General features: G+C 58.6%; 17 protein-coding genes and 2 pseudogenes. 8 read left to right on the top strand and 11 right to left on the bottom strand.

Annotated elements, in window-relative coordinates; genetic code table 11:
• The first annotated feature begins 133 nt into the window (after window positions 1-133).
• Window positions 134-3,421 carry a DEAD/DEAH box helicase gene (locus AB4Z25_RS14225; RefSeq protein ID WP_442208269.1) on the top strand — a complete coding sequence of 1,096 codons (3,288 nt, stop codon included), beginning with the start codon at window positions 134-136 and terminating at the stop codon, window positions 3,419-3,421.
• Window positions 3,422-3,576: 155 nt separating this feature from the next.
• On the opposite strand, the gene AB4Z25_RS14220 is transcribed toward AB4Z25_RS14225, so the two are convergent.
• Window positions 3,577-4,344, bottom strand: coding sequence for an SDR family NAD(P)-dependent oxidoreductase (locus AB4Z25_RS14220; protein WP_442208268.1), 768 nt, complete (start codon window positions 4,342-4,344; stop codon window positions 3,577-3,579).
• Window positions 4,345-4,555: 211 nt separating this feature from the next.
• Here AB4Z25_RS14220 and AB4Z25_RS14215 point away from each other — a divergent pair, with 211 nt between their 5' ends.
• Together AB4Z25_RS14215 and AB4Z25_RS14210 are read left to right on the top strand one after the other, a co-directional pair.
• Complete coding sequence (locus tag AB4Z25_RS14215) at window positions 4,556-4,777, top strand: hypothetical protein (protein WP_442208267.1); 222 nt, start codon at window positions 4,556-4,558, stop codon at window positions 4,775-4,777.
• A gap of 403 nt (window positions 4,778-5,180) precedes the next feature.
• Window positions 5,181-5,414: a hypothetical protein gene (locus AB4Z25_RS14210; RefSeq protein WP_442208266.1), complete on the top strand. Its 234-nt coding sequence runs from the start codon at window positions 5,181-5,183 to the stop codon at window positions 5,412-5,414.
• A 30-nt stretch (window positions 5,415-5,444) separates the two neighbouring features.
• Here the strand turns inward: AB4Z25_RS14210 and AB4Z25_RS14205 are convergent, their stop codons facing one another.
• Window positions 5,445-5,753, bottom strand: coding sequence for a hypothetical protein (locus AB4Z25_RS14205; RefSeq protein WP_442208265.1), 309 nt, complete (start codon window positions 5,751-5,753; stop codon window positions 5,445-5,447).
• A 612-nt stretch (window positions 5,754-6,365) separates the two neighbouring features.
• Window positions 6,366-7,343: a 3'-5' exonuclease gene (locus AB4Z25_RS14200; protein WP_442208264.1), complete on the bottom strand. Its 978-nt coding sequence runs from the start codon at window positions 7,341-7,343 to the stop codon at window positions 6,366-6,368.
• A 284-nt stretch (window positions 7,344-7,627) separates the two neighbouring features.
• Between AB4Z25_RS14200 and AB4Z25_RS14195 the strand changes: the two genes are divergently transcribed.
• Genes AB4Z25_RS14195 through AB4Z25_RS14185 form a run of 3 tightly spaced genes read left to right on the top strand, consistent with a single transcriptional unit; the run spans window position 7,628 to window position 8,515 of the window.
• Window positions 7,628-7,987: a hypothetical protein gene (locus AB4Z25_RS14195; RefSeq protein WP_442208263.1), complete on the top strand. Its 360-nt coding sequence runs from the start codon at window positions 7,628-7,630 to the stop codon at window positions 7,985-7,987.
• Entirely contained in the window at window positions 7,987-8,172 is a 186-nt protein-coding gene (locus AB4Z25_RS14190; RefSeq protein ID WP_442208262.1) for a hypothetical protein, read from the top strand. Before AB4Z25_RS14195 ends, AB4Z25_RS14190 begins: the two co-directional genes overlap by 1 nt.
• A 28-nt stretch (window positions 8,173-8,200) precedes the next feature.
• A complete protein-coding gene (locus AB4Z25_RS14185; protein ID WP_442208261.1) occupies window positions 8,201-8,515 on the top strand; it encodes a hypothetical protein in 315 nt (104 codons plus the stop codon).
• A 553-nt stretch (window positions 8,516-9,068) separates the two neighbouring features.
• Here the strand turns inward: AB4Z25_RS14185 and AB4Z25_RS14180 are convergent.
• The 5 genes and pseudogenes from AB4Z25_RS14180 to AB4Z25_RS14160 form a co-directional block, all read right to left on the bottom strand.
• A pseudogene (locus AB4Z25_RS14180) lies at window positions 9,069-9,317 on the bottom strand (aminoglycoside phosphotransferase); the annotation flags it as partial.
• 76 nt (window positions 9,318-9,393) lie between these two features.
• Complete coding sequence (locus AB4Z25_RS14175; RefSeq protein ID WP_442208260.1) at window positions 9,394-12,657, bottom strand: error-prone DNA polymerase; 3,264 nt, start codon at window positions 12,655-12,657, stop codon at window positions 9,394-9,396.
• Window positions 12,654-14,165, bottom strand: coding sequence for a Y-family DNA polymerase (locus AB4Z25_RS14170; protein ID WP_442208259.1), 1,512 nt, complete (start codon window positions 14,163-14,165; stop codon window positions 12,654-12,656). The genes AB4Z25_RS14175 and AB4Z25_RS14170 overlap by 4 nt, the downstream gene beginning before the upstream one ends.
• Window positions 14,086-14,841: an ImuA family protein gene (locus AB4Z25_RS14165; RefSeq protein ID WP_112386550.1), complete on the bottom strand. Its 756-nt coding sequence runs from the start codon at window positions 14,839-14,841 to the stop codon at window positions 14,086-14,088. The genes AB4Z25_RS14170 and AB4Z25_RS14165 overlap by 80 nt, the downstream gene beginning before the upstream one ends.
• Window positions 14,842-14,985: 144 nt before the next feature.
• Window positions 14,986-15,171 carry a hypothetical protein gene (locus tag AB4Z25_RS14160; RefSeq protein ID WP_112386551.1) on the bottom strand — a complete coding sequence of 62 codons (186 nt, stop codon included), beginning with the start codon at window positions 15,169-15,171 and terminating at the stop codon, window positions 14,986-14,988.
• Between the two features lie 169 nt (window positions 15,172-15,340).
• On the opposite strand from AB4Z25_RS14160, the gene dinB reads away from it, so the two are divergent.
• Both dinB and AB4Z25_RS14150 read left to right on the top strand, forming a co-directional pair.
• Window positions 15,341-16,441 (top strand): DNA polymerase IV, encoded by a 1,101-nt coding sequence (gene dinB, locus AB4Z25_RS14155; protein WP_310295880.1) that lies wholly within the window; start codon window positions 15,341-15,343, stop codon window positions 16,439-16,441.
• Between the two features lie 157 nt (window positions 16,442-16,598).
• Window positions 16,599-17,372 carry an SOS response-associated peptidase gene (locus AB4Z25_RS14150; RefSeq protein ID WP_310295878.1) on the top strand — a complete coding sequence of 258 codons (774 nt, stop codon included), beginning with the start codon at window positions 16,599-16,601 and terminating at the stop codon, window positions 17,370-17,372.
• Window positions 17,373-17,465: 93 nt separating this feature from the next.
• On the opposite strand, the gene AB4Z25_RS14145 is transcribed toward AB4Z25_RS14150, so the two are convergent.
• From AB4Z25_RS14145 to AB4Z25_RS14135, 3 genes and pseudogenes are all read right to left on the bottom strand, one after another.
• Complete coding sequence (locus AB4Z25_RS14145; protein WP_442208365.1) at window positions 17,466-17,966, bottom strand: hypothetical protein; 501 nt, start codon at window positions 17,964-17,966, stop codon at window positions 17,466-17,468.
• 25 nt (window positions 17,967-17,991) lie between these two features.
• A pseudogene (locus AB4Z25_RS14140) lies at window positions 17,992-18,258 on the bottom strand (metallophosphoesterase); the annotation flags it as partial.
• Between the two features lie 270 nt (window positions 18,259-18,528).
• Window positions 18,529-19,728 carry an FAD-dependent oxidoreductase gene (locus AB4Z25_RS14135; RefSeq protein WP_442208258.1) on the bottom strand — a complete coding sequence of 400 codons (1,200 nt, stop codon included), beginning with the start codon at window positions 19,726-19,728 and terminating at the stop codon, window positions 18,529-18,531.
• Window position 19,729 lies beyond the last annotated feature (1 nt).

Raw genomic sequence — 19,729 nt, 5'->3', positions numbered from 1 at the left:
TGGTTGCGGGGGCAGGATTTGAACCTGCGGTCGTCAGGTTATGAGCAAAGAGATCCGCTCTAATGGAACACCCTGATCGAGAAGCCGTTTCTCCAAGCTGGTAAAGTCGCCAGCGAGAGAATGGCAGGTTCCTGTGAGCGTCGTTGAGTCCAGAGATGAAGATGCCTCCACGCTCCCTGATCGGGCCGATCACGCCCAAGTCTGCAACCCTCCGCCGGGTGTCGTAGCGACTAGGCTGGCTGCAGCTTTACAAAGCTTCGAGCTCCCCCTGTGCTATGTGGCACTAAGCGAAGGCGCGGCTGCCAGAATTGCTGAGGCACTCAGTGCGCTGGTTCCTGAGATCGAGGTGATCGTTTTTCCGCCTTGGGACTGCCTGCCCTATGACCGGGTGCCACCATCGGCACATTGTATGGGCCTGCGAATGGATGCTCTACGCATTTGGAGCACGCGGAGCGGCGGGCCGCGGCTGTTTTTGACCTCGTTGGACGCAACACTCCAACGTATTCCGCCAGCGACCGTCATCTCGAAAAGCCATATCGAGCTTGTAGTGGGAAAGCCGTTCGATCGTGATGCGTTTTCCGACTTCGTCCAGCGGGCCAACTATCAGGAAGAAGGTGTCGCGGACGACCCAGGCGAGCTGGCGGTTAGAGAAGGCGTCATCGACATCTACCCTGCCGGCGCGCCCGGTCCGATGCGCATCGTTCTGTCGGAGGATGAGAAGGTCGAGGAACTCAGAGGTTTTGACCGGATAACGCAGCGGACAGAAAGCTATCTCGACCAAGTGACGTTCGGTCCGGCATCCGAAGCCATTTATTATGATCGTTTTACAGAAGACAATGCTCCGGCTCTGGAGACGATGGAACAACTGCTGCTGCGCCTTTATCGAGACATGCCGACCGTGTTTGACGTACTCGGCGATGCCACTTTCCTTCTGGCTCCCGGCGCAACCGAACGTGTGGAACGCCACCTCGAGATTATCGAAGATGCTCGCCAGTCCCGCGAGGCGTTCGACGATAAGGAGCACCCCTCCTCCCGTTCTCTCTATCTGGATAGGGACGAGTGGAAACGGCTCTCCACCAACGTTTTCACAAACGGATTTGATCTCGGAAAGGGACATAAGGTTCCAAAAGAAATATCACGCGCAGACCAGCGCAAAGCCTTGGTCGAATTCGCGCAAGGTCATCTGCACAACGGGCTGAAGGTTTTGATTGCTGGGCAGGGCAAAACGGCCGAAGCGATCGGTCGGCGTTTGGCAAAATCAGCCGGGAAAGCGCCAAGGTCCGTCGACACATGGGAGGCGGTCTTGGAGGCACAGCCTGGCACCCTCTTAAGCTTGGCCTGCGACTTAGAGCAAGGTTTTGTCGACGTCGGGCAGAATGTCGTCGTCATTGCCGCAACCGATAGAGCGGGTGGGATAGCGAATTCGAGTGCCGTTCTGGCGGCAGCAGAGCTTCGAATAGGCGACGTTGTCGTTCACGAAGACCATGGCATCGGCGTCCTGAAAAATTTGGAAAACATCACCGTGGACGACGTCTCTCGGGACGCGGCTCGCTTGGAATATCGCGATGGCGGCTCTCTCCTCGTGCCGATGGAGGAGTTTGGAAAATTATGGCGTTACGGCGCCGAGCCCGAAGCAATCACACTCGATCGCCTCCGCACGGACGTCTGGCAGAGGAGACGCGACGAAATCCAGGCAGACATTCAGTCTACCGCGCGTCATTTTATGACGGTTGCGAAACAGAGGCAGGCTGCGCAAGCAGAAAGATTTGTGCCACCGCGTCTCGAATTTTCTGCCTTCGCCCGTCGTTTTCCATTTTCCGAAACTCCTGATCAGGCCGACGCCATCCAGGCTGTCCTCTCCGATCTCGCCTCCGGACAAGCCATGAACCGGCTCGTTTGCGGAGATGTCGGCTTCGGCAAGACCGAAGTCGCGTTACGCGCAGCAGCAGCGGTCGCACTTTGCGGTGGACAGGTGGCTGTCATTGCACCAACCACAGTGCTCGCTCGACAACACTTTGCCACCTTCAAACATCGGTTCGCGGGGACCGGCATCGCGGTCGGCATGCTGTCTCGACTGCTCAAGCCAAGTGAGGCGAAAAAGACCAGGGCTGCACTTGCCGAGGGCGAGATCCGCATCATCATCGCGACCCAGGCGATCCTTTCGAAAGAGGTTCGTTTCGCACGTCTTTCCCTGGTGATCGTGGACGAGGAGCACCGGTTTGGCCTGAAAGAAAAGCGGGCGATGAACAGCCTCGCGCCATCTCTTCACACTCTGTCCATGTCGGCCACGCCGATCCCGCGGACATTGCAATTGGCGATGGTGGGCGTTCAAGAGGTCAGCCTGCTGACCACGCCACCATCTAGGCGCAGGCCCGTCCGCACGTCAATTGCGCCGTTCGACCCGGCGTCCTTGCGGACAGGCCTGATGAGGGAATACCGGCGCCGCGGCCAGAGCTTTGTCGTAGTGCCGCGTATCGAGGACATAGAACAGGTCGAAATACTGTTGCAGAAGATCGTTCCGGGACTTTCGGTCAAGGTCGCGCACGGCAAGATGCCGGCAGCGGCTATGGATGAAGCAATAGTCGGTTTTGCGCAAGGCGATGGCGACGTCCTTCTCGCCACGAACATCATTGAAAATGGCCTCGATGTCCCGCGCGCCAACACGATGTTTATCTGGCAAGCCGATCGGTTCGGCCTCGCTCAGCTCCATCAGTTGCGCGGACGTGTCGGGCGCGGAGCGGTCCAGGGCATCGTTACTCTTTTCACCCAACAGGACGCTGAGCTGGCTGAGGAAACGCGCTTACGGCTTTCAACCTTGGTCGAAAACGACCGACTGGGCGCTGGGGTCGCAATCAGCCTCCGCGATCTCGATCTTCGCGGCGGCGGCGATATCGCTGGCGAAGATCAGGCGGGCCATATGAAAGCGATCGGTATCGAGCTCTATCAAAAGCTGCTTGCAGACGCCGTCGCAAGATTTCGCTGGCAGCCGTCAGGCGTGCAACAGCGCGCGATCGTCAACCTAGGAAACGTCGGGACAATCCCGTCGGACTATGTGTCGGATCCAGCAGTCAGACTTAACCTCTACGCCAAACTGCTGCGGGCATCCGCGGTCAGTGAATTGAACGATCTCGCAGACGAATTCGAAGATAGGTTTGGCCAACCGCCGCACGACGTACTGCTTCTCTTGAGGACGGCAAGACTGCAGCTTATCGCGGGACGGTTGGGTGTTGCCAAGCTTGAAGCCGGGCCAAAAGCGCTTGCAATGACCTTGACAGAGAAGACGTCGGCGAAGCTTGTGGCAGCGTCGACGAAAGCCGGGGCGGTTCGGCGAGAGGAGCGGCTGATATTCGACACCTCAAGCCTGGCCGGCGAGGACCCCTCCCATTTCTTCGACCGGGTTCTATCGGCAGTAACAGGATAGGGGTTGCAAGAAACATCGAAACAGAAAGACTCAGAAGAGCGGACCGCTCTTGACGGGAGGCGAACCGGCAGCCCCGCTGTCAAGCTACTTTTGCGCGCGCGGTGGAGGCCATTCGTCCTCGCCTCTAAGCAAATATCGTACGTAGTCAGCGCTCGTCAGCCAAGACTGACACCAGTGATCTCGGCAAGCCTCATTATCAGGCGATCTTGATAACCGACGTCGCCAACGGCGGCCGAGGGCGGTTGCAGTTGGCGATGGTACCAATATTGACCGCTCACCTTGGCCCTTGCGTCGTCGCTGACGGACAGCCATACCTGCGTGCGATGGCCGTCCTCGAGATCGCCAGGCGCGCCTGCTCCGCCCATCTTCGTCGGAACCCAGCCTGGATCAACCGCGCTGCTGACGACGCCAGGCCGATATCTCGCGACTGCTGCAGCGAGGGTTGCAACATGAAGCTTGCTCTCGGAATAAGCGGTGACTGGGCTCCATGCGCGCCTCTTCCAATCGATATCGTCCAGCGAGGTCCCGGCGTTTCTGTGCATGCCGCTGCTAAGGTAGATCAGCCGCGTAGGGCGGCCGATCAGTGCTGTCAGGATGTACGGCGCAAGTACGTTGACTGCGAGCATCGTCGGGTGGCCTTCGGAAGTCGGATTGCGGCTTGCTTGGTGATAGACGCCCGCATTGTGAATCACCGCATCAGCACCGCCGATAGCATTGACCTGATCGGCGATTGAACGGGTCTGGCCAGCGCTCGAAAGGTCACCAATGACGATGTCCGCCAAGTTTCCAGTTATTGAGGCCAATACGGCCGCGCGTTCTTTCGAGCGGGCATGCAGGATTACGCGGTGCCCGGCGTCCATCAAGGTTTCAGCTGCGGCGCGCCCCAGCCCATCAGTGGATCCGGTGACAAAAATGCAACTCATACGGTTTCCATGTTTACGTCATCCCAGTCGGCCGATCGGGTGTCTGAAGCCATTGGACAGCGCTTTCGAGTTGCGATGTCAAGCAGTCGTGACATCCCAGCCAGAAGCACAACGGCAAAGCAGCAATATACGCCTGGGGATGATGCTAAGCGAGGGATACTCATTTTTGAAAATCCTGATATGATCCGGGGCAGTTGTGGGAGTAGGTGGTATGAAGAGTCTAGTACCTGAGGCTTTCTATTGGGCTCGTTCCGACAGGCACACCGACGGCAAGACGACCATCGTTCAAGTGTCCTCGGTCTTCGGCGAGGATCCGGATTATTGGACCATCGCAATTCTGGGTTCCGACCAACATTGCATGATAAGCGACTTTGAGATCATCGCGCTTGTCGAACCGTTGGACGGTTATCCACTTCAACATGCGGCCGAATAATTCCGCTCTTGAAGGGCGGAGAAAAGGCACACAACTTCAACTCCGGTATCAGGATTGAAATGCTCAACATTACGTCGCCGGACGAGGTTCCGTCTAATTTCTGACCGTAATTGTCCGCTCCAGTGCTGCCCCCCGAGCATAGCCTACCTTGGTTGGACATGACAAACTCGACGAAATCTTGTCAATGTCTTGGAACCGCGGGCCCCGCGAAGCTTCAGAAGTATGCATGATGACTGTAAAATCCGCGCGCGCTCCGTGCAGGTTGACATCGAACTTCGCCGGCGGATCAGGGAAGGCGCAAGCTCATCGGAGTGTCTAAGAACACTCTTGAAGCACAGCTGGGGATCACATCCACACATTCAAAAATTTGAGAAGGCCAAAATTGCGTTAGGTCAAGTCGCGTATGGGCAATCGCGCAGATTTTGAGAACGTCGTCCTGCCCTTTTCGGACAATGCGGCGGCCAGGATGCCGCCATCGTTTGAAGTCAATGCCATCGAACAGTTGGACGGGTGTCCTGACCGGCTGAACCTGAAAAGGGTTCTCGCGAAAATCCGCGATGAAACGGCCCATGGATCGATCATCGCGCTCGTGACGGCGCTCTCAGAAGGCCAAGTGTCGAGTGCTGAGCGCCGCTAGAATTTTTCAGATGTCGCGATACAGCGTTTGCTATTTGCCGAGCCAGTGGTACTCGGCGATCGAGGCTTTACCGGTCTTCTTGTCGTAAAGGCAGATGAGACTGACGTTCACCTTCGACTTGCCCTTGCCTGTCTGCCCTCGCATGAGCAGAGCAATCTTGCCAGCTGCATCATCGAAGACAACAGGGGCAGATGCCTCTGGAGTGTTCAGGCCCGACTGACCAATACATGTCCCGTTTACCTTGGCAAAAAGCGCGTTCCAGGCCGCATCGCTGGACGCATATGCTGCCTGTGATAGGTAAAGCGCGAAGCCTGCCGCGGCAAGCGTTAGTCTAATCATAGTAAGGTCCTTTCTGCGAATTTGAATCAGGTGTTTCCAATGCTTCGTCGCTGGTCAACGAGGCCAAACCAAGGCGGTCCCCGGGCGGTCGGGATGTCAGTTCGAAACTCTGTGATGCATCTGCGGCTGTTGGCGAGCCCTAACCAACGGGTCCGAGCTGAGGAGATCGGTGCGTCTGCAGGCGGGGTGTGATCCTCAATCGATCGGATCCTGCGCATGGATCAATTTTCTGGTCTCTCCACCCGAGGCACTTTCAGGGTTCTGACCGTTTCTGCTGCACTCAACAACGCTGTGGACCACCCAGGCAAACGAGAATAATCCACATTAGCTGATGCGTTGAATAGCGCGATGATCTGATCGTTTCGTGTGCCGGGCCGGCAATTCCGAGCGCTCCGCGCAGGCCACTAATTTCGACAATTGCACGAGTGAGCTGCTGACTTCTAGGTGCAGCAGTTTCTCGATCTCGTTAGCTGCCTTTGCCAACCGGGCAATGAAGCTTGTGGTCATGTGATGCCGGTCACCCTGATGCCTGGTCGCTGCCGACGTCTTCCTGGTCGTCGATCATGTGGTGCCAGTAAGCTCACCTACCTCTTCGCAATCGTCTCCCAAGCGTCAGCTTTTGAACCGTTCGAAAGCAGTCATATATCTCACCGGCGGGTCGGCTTCTTCCCATCCATAGATTTCAGCGCGCAGGTAGTTGATCTCATCCTGGACCCTGTGCTCCTCGATTTCGATCCACCAGGATTTCGGCCCGCCGTCGCTTCCATCTGACCACCGGTAGCCGCGCATCTTCAATTGATCCTTCATCTCGAAGGGACTGTGTTCGGCAAAAATGCGCGCACGGTTCTGCTGGCTCGACAGATAAAGTTCCGAGAACGGCGAGCTGGCGCTATCGCCATGACCGCGATCGAGGATTTCCAGTAGCGCGAAACAGTCATCGACCGCGCGATGCGCCTCATGAAAGTAGCCAGCCTGGCCGATCAGATATCCAAGCTTGTTGCCTTCGAATCCGCGTGCGGCCCAATCGATTTCCGAAACCGAGCAGGCCCAGGCTTTGCGATCGAACAAAGGTGAAAATGCTTCGAAAAACGGCCGGTCGAACCTGGCGTAGTGGGCGATGACCAGATCCGCGGGTTCGACCAGCGATCGCAATTGCTGCGGGTCGATCATATGGCCGGCCACCATTTCGTCAGTAATCCCGGTCAGCCGCGTGATTTCCTCCGGAATCGGCCTGGTCGGCTGGTGTAGCGCGCTGTAGACGCCAGTCACGTCGCCAATCGCCCCCTGCTCGTCAAAGGAGAAGGCGACAATACCGATCTCGATGATTTCGTCTTCTCGATGGTTCAATCCGGTCGTCTCTGCATCAACGAGGACGCCTCTCCGGAGAAAGCCGGGACGTGGAAACGGCACGATCGGCCGGGGCTCAAGCTTGGTGAGGACGCGATAGCGGCCGGTTGCCTCCAGCTGCCGAACAAGCCCGCCTTCGCTATCAGCGGTGACCACTTGCTTGACGCTACGCCGTCGCCGTGGGCCAAGTGCCGGTGCCTCAGCCTCATCATCATCTGTAAAGAAATCGAACTGCTGCGTCACGTGCCCGTCTCGGATTGATTTCCGGTCAGTCAGCTTTAGTCGATTCCCTTGCGCAGATCAGGTGAAAGTGTGCCTAGGGGCCAAATTCGAAATCAACTGGCGCAAAGGTGCCCAAGCAGACCATCATGACGGGTGACGAGGGAGGCGCCTGCTTTGGCTCGCCCAATAGTCCGGATTGGTCATGTTGACTCCGTAAAAAAACAGAACATAATAGGAACATATACGGCGAGTGCGGCCGCCAATCCGACAGTGAGCAATGGAGAGCGAGGATGTTTGCGCGAAGGATGAACCGTGGCAGCAACGATAATAGCGCTGATGGCTTCGACATGTATATGACGCCTGCTGAGGAGGCTTCTGGGCTCGAAATGCATCCTGAGTTGATCCGGATGGTCGGCCTGCGGGTCGCCGGCAGTGTGCGCTTCGCTGTGGCCTGCGCCTTTTGCGTTCCCGACGCCGGCCCCTTTGGCGAGATCGAAATTGCAATAGACGAAGACACAGGACAGGCTTGCGGCTTGCATCGTCTACGCAATCCCGATCGGATCGTCAAAGCGCTCTGGTTTGACTGGAGCGGGACGGTCGATGATGCCGTTGGTGGTGTCTACGATCGCATCATCGCGCATTACCGCCATCAGGAGATGCTCTGATGCCGGAGGCGACCGCTGCACCTATCCTGCTCGTCTCCGCAAGCGAAGACGTTCGCGCAGCGCTTTCATGGCACGACGGTGACGCCTTGGCAACGATCGCTACCCTGATTGAGGATTGCCGTCATCTGAGGGAGCAACTGGCGCATGCCGAAGCTTCGATGAGCGTCGGCTTTGCCCGGGGATAGACGCCCGTATATGAGCGGAGCACCTGACATGCTCGACAAGGTAGCGCCGCGCAAGGCGCTTTTTCGCGCTGCGTTTCGCGACTGGTGGGATGCACAGCTTCCGTCGTTTCGCGAGCGGACCGACTATAGCAGTGCAAGGTTGATCTTCCGCGCAGGCTATGCGTCGGGCCGCAACCGTGATCTCTCGAGATATACTTTCAAAGCGGGCCGGTTTCGTATCACGGTCTGGGCGGACGGACCTGCCGAGGCCAAGCAGAAAGCCAGAGAAGAGGCTGATTTTCGCGCCACCCGCAAAGGATGGAGTGCTCCGAAGGGCGGCTGGAACCTGGAGGAATTAAAGTGAGCGATATCGATAGACCGGTCCTGCAGCGCGCGCCTGTCCTTGTGGCACGACGCTGCCATTGCGGCGACTGGGCGGGTTTTCCCTTCGGCAAAGGTGAGAACCAGGGGTGCTGGAAACATTATCCCTACAAGACATCTTCGCGCCTTGAGGCCGCGAAAGTGGCAGCGATGCTTGAGCGACACGTAGCGTGATGTGTTGTATCGCCTTTAAGGCAATTGAAGCCGAAGGGACGAGCAACGATGATTGTCGTGCCCGCCGAAACATTGCTCGACGCGGCGATGGGGCAAGGAATGGGGCTCGCCAAAAAGATTGCGTTGAAGACGGCCGATGCAGATCAGGTGAAAAAACTCTCTGGGCCAGAGGCTCTACTGCTCTTTGCGGAAGCCATTCAGCTACATGAACGGGCCATGCATCCGAAAAGTAAGGTGAAAAGAATGGCAGCCGTTTCGGCTTGCTTCTCGCCATCGCGGTCCCCTTCAGATGAGTGGGGTGCCTCGACATGGCGATCCGGGTCGGCGTCCTGTCCGTCGCGATCCACAGCGCTCTGGATCGATCAGGTTTCTCGAACTTCGGCAAGCCTCTTGACTGCGTAGTCGTCGCGCCAGCAGACGGCGGCTTCCCAGGCAGCTGCTGCCTGAGCGGCAATATCATACGCGTCGTCGTCGAGGGCGGCGGCGTTTTCGGGCAGCGCCAGATCAAGATCTGCGGCATCGACATGCGCTTCATCCCAGTCGATCAGCGCGACATTGTTTCCGAAAACGCGGATGTTGCGGCGATTGTTCGGGTTGCCGTGAACAACACATGCGTTGATCAGTGACGGAACAGATAATGGAGATTTGAGTCCCCAAAATGTCAGTTCCTATGCGTGGCTGCCCTTGTCAATGGAAGTTCCGACTTTTCACTTTGAGCGTGTCGATATGCAAGTCTGGAATGTAGATATCCCTGACTTTGGGTATAGGCGCCCGATCGCGTGAATCCGGACTACCAGGCGATCCATGAGCGAACTCGTCGCCCCTGCCCGTCGGCAATTTGAAATCGACATGGCGATCGGCCAAACCCGTTAGATCGCTGGAAAGGTCAAACAGCTGCTGGGCGACTAGGTGAACCACGTCGCCTTCCCGCTGTATCCTGCCGTTGATCGCCATCATCGATGACCCCAATACCACCTGACGCCTCTTCTCAAATAGCGACGGCCAGACGACCACATTCGCTGGCCCGGTCTCGTCTTCGATCGTGATGAACATGACGCCCTTGGCGCTCCCAGGCTTCTGCCGGACGAGCACAAGCCCTGCCGTCATCAGCCAGCGACCGTCGCAGGCATTCATGGCATCCGAACAAGTCACGATGTTCCGTTTTTCGAGGTCGTGTCTCAGGAAGCTGATCGGGTGGCCACGGAGTGTCAGCCCGACATGGCCGTAGTCCTGGATGACGTTGTGGCCGTCGGTCATTTGCCGTAGGTGGACCTCCGGCTCCTGTTGCTCGGCGATGACTGCAGCTTCGCGCTCAGCGGCCGCCGCAAACAACGGCAAGGGTTCATCGCGTAGCGCCTTGATCGCCCACAGCGCGTCACGCCGCTCCAGTTCAAGGGAGGGTAGGAAGGCGTCGGCCTCGGCCAACTGGACGAGCGCCTCCGTTGGGACGTTGGATCGCCGCCAGGCGTCGTCGACGCTTTCAAACACGCGGTTCATGCGCGCCGCAATAATGCGCGCGGCGTCGGCGACGGCCAACCCTTTCACCATTCGCATCCCAAGCCGGACGGCATGCCGCCCGGTGTCGCCGATCTCCTCGAGAGTGCAGTCCCACCGGGATCGGTTGATGCAGACGGGCCGGACTTCCACGCAGTGGTTTCGGGCGTCTCCGACGATCTGGGCAGGCGCGTAGAAACCCATCGGCTGGGAGTTCAAAAGCGCAGCGCAGAAGACGTCCGGGAAGTGACACTTCACGTAGTTGGACGCGTAGGCAATAAGGGCGAAAGAGGCGGCGTGGCTTTCCGGGAAACCGTAACTTCCGAAGCCCTCCAGCTGACTGAATGTTTTCTCAGCGAATTCAGCGGAATATCCGTTTGTGATCATACCGGACACGAGCTTGTCCTTGAACCGGGAGACGCCACCTGTGAACTTGAACGTCGCCATCGACTTGCGGAGTTGATCCGCCTCACCCCCACTGAAGCCGGCGCAGACCATGGCAACTTTCATGGCGCTTTCCTGGAACAGCGGGACGCCAAGCGTTTTGCCGAGGACGGCCTCTAGTTCCGGCGTCGGATACTCGATCTTCTCTTTCCCCTCTCGCCTGCGCAGATAAGGATGCACCATATCCCCCTGAATGGGACCCGGGCGGACAATCGCCACCTGGATGACGAGGTCGTAGAATGTCTGCGGCTTCAGTCGTGGCAACATCGCCATTTGTGCGCGGCTTTCGACCTGGAAGGTTCCAAGTGTGTCGGCTTTGCGGATCATCGCGTAGGTCGCAGGGTCTTCCTGCGGTATCGAGGCAAGATCGAGCGGCTCATGTTTGTGGTCGCGGATAAGAACGAACGCCTTCTGCATGCAGGTCAGCATGCCAAGTGCCAAGACGTCCACCTTCATGAACTTGAGAGCTTCGACGTCATCCTTGTCCCACTCGATGATCTGGCGATCGGCCATGCTCGCGGGTTCGATGGGGACGAGGTCATCGAGGCGGTCATGTGTCAGGACGAAACCGCCCGGGTGCTGGCCGAGGTGACGCGGCGCTCCCATCAGCTGCTGGGCCAGCTTCAACGTCAGTGCCAGACGACGGTCTGCGGGGTTCAAACCTTGTGTCTTCAGTCGGTCATCGCTGATCAGTTCCTCGGACCAGTGCCACATCCCCGACGACAAGGCTTTGATGATGTCCTCCGGTAGACCCAGAGCCTTGCCGACATCCCGGATCGCGCCCCGGGCGCGGTATCGGGTGACCGTCGAGCAGAGGGCGGCCTTCTCCTTGCCGTAGGTTTTGTAAATCCACTGGATGACCTGCTCGCGCCGTTCGTGCTCGAAGTCGACATCGATGTCAGGCGGCTCGTCGCGCTCCTTTGAAACGAAGCGCTCAAAGAGGAGATCATTGGTTTCCGGGTCGATGCTGGTGATCCCGAGGATATAGCAGATAGCCGAGTTTGCCGCCGATCCGCGCCCCTGACACAGGATACCTTGGCTTCTGGCGAACTTGACGATGCTGAACACGGTCAGGAAGTACGGCGCGTAGCGCATCTCCTTGATGAGATCGAGCTCGTGCCGGATAGAACGCAAAACCTTCCGTGGGAGGCCTTCGGGATATCGCTGCGGGATGTATTCCCGTACGTAATGCTCAAGGGATTGCTGGGCATCCATGCCGGGCACAATCGCCTCCTCAGGATACTGGTATGTCAGCTCCTCCAGCGAGAATTTGCAGCGCTCGACGATATCCATTGTGCGTGCAAGTGCATCTGGATAGCGCTGGAACAGCCGCTCCATTTCTTGCGGTGGCTTGAGGTAGCGGTCAGCATGCCGTTCGCGCTCGAAGCCGACCTCATCGATCGTGGTGTTGTTGCGAATGCAGGTGACGATATCCTGCAATTGTCGTCGTCCCGGTTCGTGGAAGAGGACGTCGTTGGTGACAACAGTGCGCACACGATGCCTGGCCGCCAGATTGGAAATCTCATGTAGCCGCAGCTGGTCGTTCGGCCGCCGGCGCAGCGCGAGCGAGACATAGGCACGATTACCGAAGATCTCGGCCATCTTCCGGAGTTGGACGGCACAGGTTTCATCCGGGAGATCGGGGACGAGGACCGCGATGAGACCCTCTGCGTAGGCCCCGACGTCATCGAGGTGGAGAATGCAGTTGTCCTTCCCTCCCCGGCTCTTTCCAAGCGTGATCAGCCTCGTCAGGCGGGAGTACGCAGCTCTGTCCATTGGGTAAACGAGCATCGACATGCCGTCGTGAAGATCGAGGCGGCAACCGACGACAAGTCTGATGCCGGTGGCACGGGACGCTTCAAGCGCGCGGACGATGCCAGCAAGTGAGTTCCGGTCCACGACGCCCAAGGCTTCGATGCCCAATTGCTTGGCGGTGGCAAACAGCTCGTCTGCCGAGGATGCCCCCCGTAAGAAACTGAAGTGGGTCGTGACCTGAAGCTCGGCGTAGCTCATGCGAATATCCCGTGCACGAACCACTCGCGCGAGCCGGTGGCAGGGTCAACGCCGTCGCCGCGCCGGAAAATCCATAGGCGCTCGCCGCCCTCGCCTTCGATGACGAAGTAATCCCGAACGGCGTCGAATTCACCGTCGCGCCGCCACCACTCTCCAAATACCCGTTCAGGACCGTCAGCGCGGATGACCTTCATCTTTCGTCCGCGCCATGTGATGCTCGCAGGCGGATAGTCCGGCATGAGCGCAATCGCTTCGATCCGGTCGGGTTGTGCCAGCAGTCGGACCGGCCGAGGCCAGTGATGCACCCAGGTCTCGTCCGAGATTGAGGCTGCCGCCGCGATCCGCGCGACACTTCGCTCGGGAACGTCGGAGGCAACAGGAGCGACGCGATAGACCCGCTGGCCGCGATTGCCGAAGATGTCAATCAGCGGCGTGATATCGGGCGTCTCCTCCTCGACCAGTGCGGAGACCTTTTGAAACTCTTCGAAAGGTTCTGCCCTGACGGCCACCAGGGTCAGCTTCTCAATTCCGAAACCCGGCTCGATTGTCTCAGTGCGGTCGCGAAAGAGCTTCTTCAGCCAAACGACATCACGCGACGGCTTTGCCGTTCCGGAACGAACGGCTTGGCGAGTGCCGTCGATCTTTTCGATAATCAGGTCGGCGCGGCGAACACCAAGGCCATGGCGCTGAAGTTCAGCCACCAGGCGGATGATCAAATAGCCGACGTATTTGTCGATCGTCTCGGCGGCCCCGATGGGCTCGGCAAACACACGGCTGACCTCGATCAGCTCAGCGGCTCGGATAGGCTCGATTGGCTCTGCGATGCGTCCGAACATCTGGTCGAGCCGGCGGCCGATCTCAGGACTGAAACGAAGGGCGAGCGGCGCACGAGGTGTTGCCGACAGCTCTCCGATCGTCTTGAAGCCAAGCGTGTGAAGGTCGCCGACGATCTTGGACGAGAGCCGCAGCATTGAGAGCGGCAGCTTCTCGACGGCACGTACGGTCTCGCCCACTGGTACGATCACGCTCTCCTGCCGAGTTGCCCGGGCGCAGGCGTGTGCTGCCCCCCACGTGTCGGCAATAGCAACGCGGGCCGACAGCTTTTTGGCGCGGAAACGGTTGGCGATCCCGGAGACCATCAACGGCTCCCCGCCCTGAAGATGATCGGCCCCCTCGGTGTCCATGATGATCCCGTCAGGGGCATCGACAGCGACGAGCGGCGAATACTGGCCCAAGGCCCAGAGGGTGATCCGTTCGAGTGCCGCTGCATCGGCCACCGGATCGGCGTCGACCAGCATCAACCCATGAAAGATCGCCTGGGCCTTGGCAGCAGGCATACCGACACGGACGCCCGATTTCCTGGCTGCAGCATCGGCGCCCGATACCCACCTTTTCGACCCACTGCGGGCGATCACGGCGATGGCCTGCTCAACGGGAATAGAAGGATCGGATCGCCTGATCCTGTCCGTCGCCAGCTCCGGAAGATAGATTGATACGACCCTTGGCATCACACGCTCCTACGAAATACTCAGCGCACTCGCCCGCTTTCACTCTTATAAGCTCTAACCGCCACTGTGCTCGACCGACGCCTTGCACAGGAAGCTCCTCGCTCGGAGTGACACTCACCCGCCACCGCGTGGCCGAAGCCGTCGGCTGGCCGAAGTCCCTGGCTTCTGTCTGTCGCCGCCAGCGCCTGACGATCAGCCCCATGGTTCCAGACTTCTCCGCGGCAAGCTGAAGGCGACGCGACTTGGTCATCGGCAACCGCACCAGCTCGCCGACCACGGCACCCAGACCGCCATAGCCCAGGGCCTCCTCCATGTTGGCGATGACGTCGTCCTCGCTGGCGGACTCGACAAAAACGACCCGCTTCGGATGGAGGCCCGCCTGCGCCAGCGCAGGGAAAAACAGGTCCGGTCTTGCAAGGCACCAGACAATCTGGCCCGTGGTGCGGGCAGCAATGCCAGCTACGAAAAGTGCCGCCGCCGCGCCGTCGACAGTTCCCGCGCCGCCGCCGGCAAATTCATGCAGAGCGCCATAGGCCAAGCCTCCGCCTGGCAGGCGATCATCGATGTCGGGTATGTCGAAGGGTAGGACCCGCTTCGGACGCGAAGATGGACCTTCGAGATGCTGAATGCGTTCCCGAAGCTCGGAGATCACGAGATTTGCGGCACCGTGCGCCAAAATTGACCTCTGTCAAAAGCGGGTTTCCATTCTGCACAAAAGCAAGTATGTTCCTTGTTTGTTCCTGATTGGCATTTGAGTCAATCGTCATGTTTGGGCAGATACTCGTGGTCCAACATTCGTCCACAGCGGCTCGACGCGCGATCAGGAAGCAAAATCAATGCGGTAGAAAGAGCTCGTCCACAGATAGGCAAAATGACAAAGATAAGAAAAAATTCCTTTAAAGATGGGATTATTCTCCGGCAGGTTCGATGCAAGGTTCTCATTGTCGCATGCCGGGCATGTGGTCGCAGCGACGAGATGAATCGCAAGGCAGTTGTGCAGCGGCATGGCGCGGCAATCCCGATACGTAACTTGCGTCGCCGGCTGGCATTGGGATGCGAGAGAATGAATGCCGCCGACGGGATAGACAGGTGCCAGCTCGATGTGGCGGCGAAGCCGGAAACCAGGGAGGCCTGATGCGACCCGGTGGTGGATGGCGCATGATGTGGAATGAGAGATGAGTGCCGAACCGGACAGCCCCGCACCAGAGCGAGTGCGCAAGATCATTCACGTTGACATGGATGCCTTCTATGCATCTGTAGAACAGCGCGACAATCCCGAACTTCGCGGAAAGCCGATCGCCGTTGGTGGCGCTGAGGCCCGCGGCGTCGTCGCAGCCGCAAGCTATGAGGCACGCGCGTTCGGCGTGCGTTCGGCAATGCCATCCGTGACGGCCAAGCGAAAATGCCCGGATCTGATTTTCGTCAAGCCGCGATTTGACGTCTACAAGTCGGTCTCCCTCGATATCAGGGCGATCTTTTCCGAGTACACGCCGCTGGTCGAGCCACTGTCACTGGATGAGGCTTATCTCGACGTCACCGAAAATCTCAAGGGAATAGAGATCGCAACCGAGATCGCGCTCGAAATCCGTGAAAAGATCAAGGCGGTGACAGGGCTCAATGCGTCAGCCGGCATTTCCTACAACAAATTCCTGGCTAAGATGGCGAGCGACCTCAACAAGCCAAACGGACAGGCAGTTATCACGCCGAAGAATGGTCCGGGATTTGTGGCAGCGCTGCCAGTGAAGAAGTTCCACGGCGTCGGACCGGCGACAGCCGAGAAAATGCTGCGCCTCGGCATTGAGACCGGTGCAGATCTTAGAGGCAAGGATCTTGCGTTTCTCGTCAGTCATTTCGGAAAATCAGGACCCTACTACTACGGGATTGCCCGCGGCATCGACGACCGCCAGGTCAAGCCTGATCGGGTTCGCAAATCTGTGGGCGCCGAGGACACGTTCGCGTCCGATATTCATGCCTATGGCCCGGCGATGGATGGCATGATGCCGCTCATTGCCAAAGTCTGGCGCTATTGCGAAGCAAACAGCATTGCCGCAAAGACCGTAACGCTCAAGGTCAAATATTCCGACTTCACGCAGATCACGCGCTCCCGAACGCTGGAAAAAGGATTAAGTTCGGAAGGCGCGATCGAAGACGGCATCCGCCTTCTGCTCGAAGGAGTCTTTCCGGTGTCAAAAGGCATCCGGCTTCTCGGCGTGACGCTCTCGTCCCTGGAGCCTAGGACGCAGCCGTGCACCGAACAACTCTCGCTGACCTGGTAGATCCTTGCATAGTAAGCCACAAGTCTCATTCGGCGACAGATGGCGCGGCCTTGCGGACTTGCTGCTTCGAAGGAGTTCCGTGCTTGACTGAGGTAACGATTTTATTGGCAGGTGCAGCCGCATCGGCTACCGTCGAGGAAATCGGAGGCGGGGATCGATGTGTACGCTCTATCGCATGGAAGACAAGGACTGGGTTACGAAATGGGCTCAGGACGCCGAGAGCCTGATTAACCCGATGCCCGCCTACCAGATCTATACCGACCAGCTTGCGCCAGTCATCAGGAACGTAGCTGACGGTCGCAGGCAGGTCGCAAATTGCCGTTGGGGCCTTCCAGCGCCTTTCTACCTGCAAAAAGCAGCGGCGGAGGCGCGTGCTGCAAAAGCCAGGGCAAAGGGTCTAACTGTCGACATGGAGGAGTTGATCCGCATGGAGCCAGACCGCGGGACACCAAACGTGCGCAAATTGAATCTGCCGCATTGGAAGCGATGGTTCGGTATCGAACACCGGTGTCTGGTGCCGGTAACGTCATTTGCCGAACCCGATCCAAAAAGCAAGACTGGCAAAGAGGCGACACCCAACGCATGGTTTTCTGCCGCTCCCGAAAAGCCGCTGATGTTTTTTGCTGGACTGTGGGTGGCGCAATGGAAAAGTGTCAGAAAGGTCAAAGACGGTCTGACAACTGATGATCTTTTTGGCTTCCTGACCACGGATCCCAATAACGCCGTCCGGCCCGTGCACGAGAAAGCGATGCCTGTGCTCCTGCGCACACGCGAGGAAACTGAACTGTGGATGACGGCACCCTGGGACGAAGCAAAGGTGCTCGCCCGCCCACTGCCGGACGATGCCATCATGATCACTTCGCGTGAGCCCTACCAATACAGCATCGTCTCGAAAACGGGTGAGCGACTTGCCGAGCCAGCTCTACCGTAAAAATCGTGGCCCAGTCGCACGCGAAATCCGGCATCGGGGAAATTCGGACCTGACACTTTGGCGGGCAAGCGTGCAGTGTATCGCTGGCCCCGCTTACGACATCCATTCCTCCACGCTGATCCCGCCATTAGCGGCAATGCCGGTGCAGAGGAAATGAGAAAGCCTGTCATGGCGAATGACGGCGGCGCTGAGCCTGCCCGTCCGGTAGGCGGCGGTGTCGAGCGCAATGCGATTTTGGTAGATTTCGGGCCACAGAGAGTTCGTGATGGTGTGGCCATGCACGACGATATGGTCGAACTGATCGACGTGATCGAGAAATCCCGCACGGATCCATCGCAAGTCGTAATCGGTCTGTGCGGCGAGAGGGACGCCGGGGCGCACACCTGCATGCACAAAGCAGAAGCTGCCGGCAACCTCATGGGTCACCGCGCCGTTCAGGAGGCCGATATGATGTGGAAAACGCTCGCGTATCTCGGTTAGGTACCGGCTGGCGTGAATAAGCGCTGACGGTCGCAACGCCGCCCCAATCCATCCAATTGGTTGCATCGTCCTCAGCGAGCTCGTCGCGTAGCAGCGAGCGCAGGTAATGATCATGGTTTCCCAATACGAGCCGCGAGCCGGGATAGCGATCGAGAGCGGAAGAAACGAGATCAAGAACCTCTGGGCTGCGCGGACCCCGGTCGATGAGATCGCCAAGAAACATGATGACGGGCTGCGAGCTACCAGCGCGCTGAATGGCGGCGATATGGCCGAGGAGCGCCTCAAGAAGATCGGCGCGTCCGTGAATGTCGCCGATTGCGTAAATATCGGACAATGAAGACTGGCTCCTGATTGCGATTTTCTGGCGGTAGGTCGCGCTCGATTGGGATGGACAAGAATTTTTCACCGGAGCCGACCTGCTCCGGTTACCTTGCGGGTGGGCGTCAGCGCAAGCACTTCTTGGGGCGATGACCCTTGCAGCCGATGGATTGGTGTCTGCTGCATTTTACCGCGTTCGGTGGGCGATGATCCCGACGCCAATTGCAATCTCTGATCGGTCGGCTATCGAGATTATCGACTTTCCCAGTGTATAGAGGTCACGGTACCCCATCGTGGCACTCTTGCAAGGTCCCGGCGATCCTCTCCGCCGAGGGTTTTTCCGGAGCCGGCCCACGGATCAGGCCTTGGTTGCCGCCTTAGGCTTGCCGAGCAGATCCTGCGCAAATGCCTCAACAAGGCCGTAGGGCGCGTCTTCGGCAAACATCAGCTGGACCAGTTCTGCGGCTTCGATCGCAGCCGAATGGCTGCGCGGGAAGAGTTGCTGTTCGTAGCAAGCAAGTGCCGTCTCGATATCGCCAGGGCTGGCTGCAATGCTTTTGCCAAGCTCGGCGCCATCGAGCATGGCGAGATTGGCCCCTTCACCGGACGGGATCATCAGATGGGCCGCATCACCAAGCAAGGTGACGCCTGAAACCCGTTCCCATCGGTGGTCTTGCGGAAGCGTATGAAGGACGCGCGCGACCAGGTTACGCTCGCAATCGGTGATCAGGGCGGTCAGTTCTGGCGCCCAGCCTTTAAACTCCGCTGCGATCATGGTCTTCGCGCTGGCGGGATCGGAGAAGTCAATGGCATCGATCCAATGCTTCGGCCGATTTAACGCGACATAGGCATGGAGCACGGCATTGGGTTCCCGGTGTGCCATGATTCCCTTGCCGGGCGCGAGACCAAACATCGAGCCGCCGCCAACGGCCGCTGCAGTTGCGGGGTGGCGAGTGTCTGCGTCGTGAAGCCAGGTTTCAACAAACGTCGTTCCCGAATAGACGGGCTTGGCGCCCGAGACGAGGGAGCGAACTTTCGACCACGCGCCGTCGGCGCCAACCAGCAGGTCGGCCACGGCAGTCGAACCGTTGTCAAACGAAAGAAAATGCCTTCCTCTCCCGAGACGTTCGGCGGTCCTCAGTTTATGTCCCCATAATACCGTGCCGGGCGGAAGAGAATCCAGAAGGATCCGCCGCAGTTCGCCACGCTGAACTTCAGGACGGCCGCCAGTGCCATCGTCAGGATTGTCCATCAGGACGTTGCCGTGCATGTCGAGCTCGCGCGACTGCTGCCCTCCAGGATGCACAAGGGCCAGAAACTGTTCATAGAGGTCGGCGTCGCGCAACGCCAGCTGGCCGTTGAAATCGTGGATGTCGAGCATCCCGCCCTGAGGCCGGGCATCGCGATCGGCATCCGCTTCATAGACGGTTGCGGCAATGCCGTGGATATGGAGGACGCGGGCAAGCGTGAGGCCGCCTAGCCCTGCGCCGATAATTGAAACGTTCACGAACAATCTCCTTGAATGGAATGTCATTCCATAGTTGGAATGACATTCCATT

Origin of the sequence: Rhizobium sp. RAF36, from assembly GCF_052114105.1 — a bacterium.
Classification (GTDB): Bacteria; Pseudomonadota; Alphaproteobacteria; order Rhizobiales; family Rhizobiaceae; genus Rhizobium.
The sequence above is the reverse complement of the archived record's forward strand: the minus strand, read 5'-3'. Positions and strand labels throughout refer to the sequence as shown.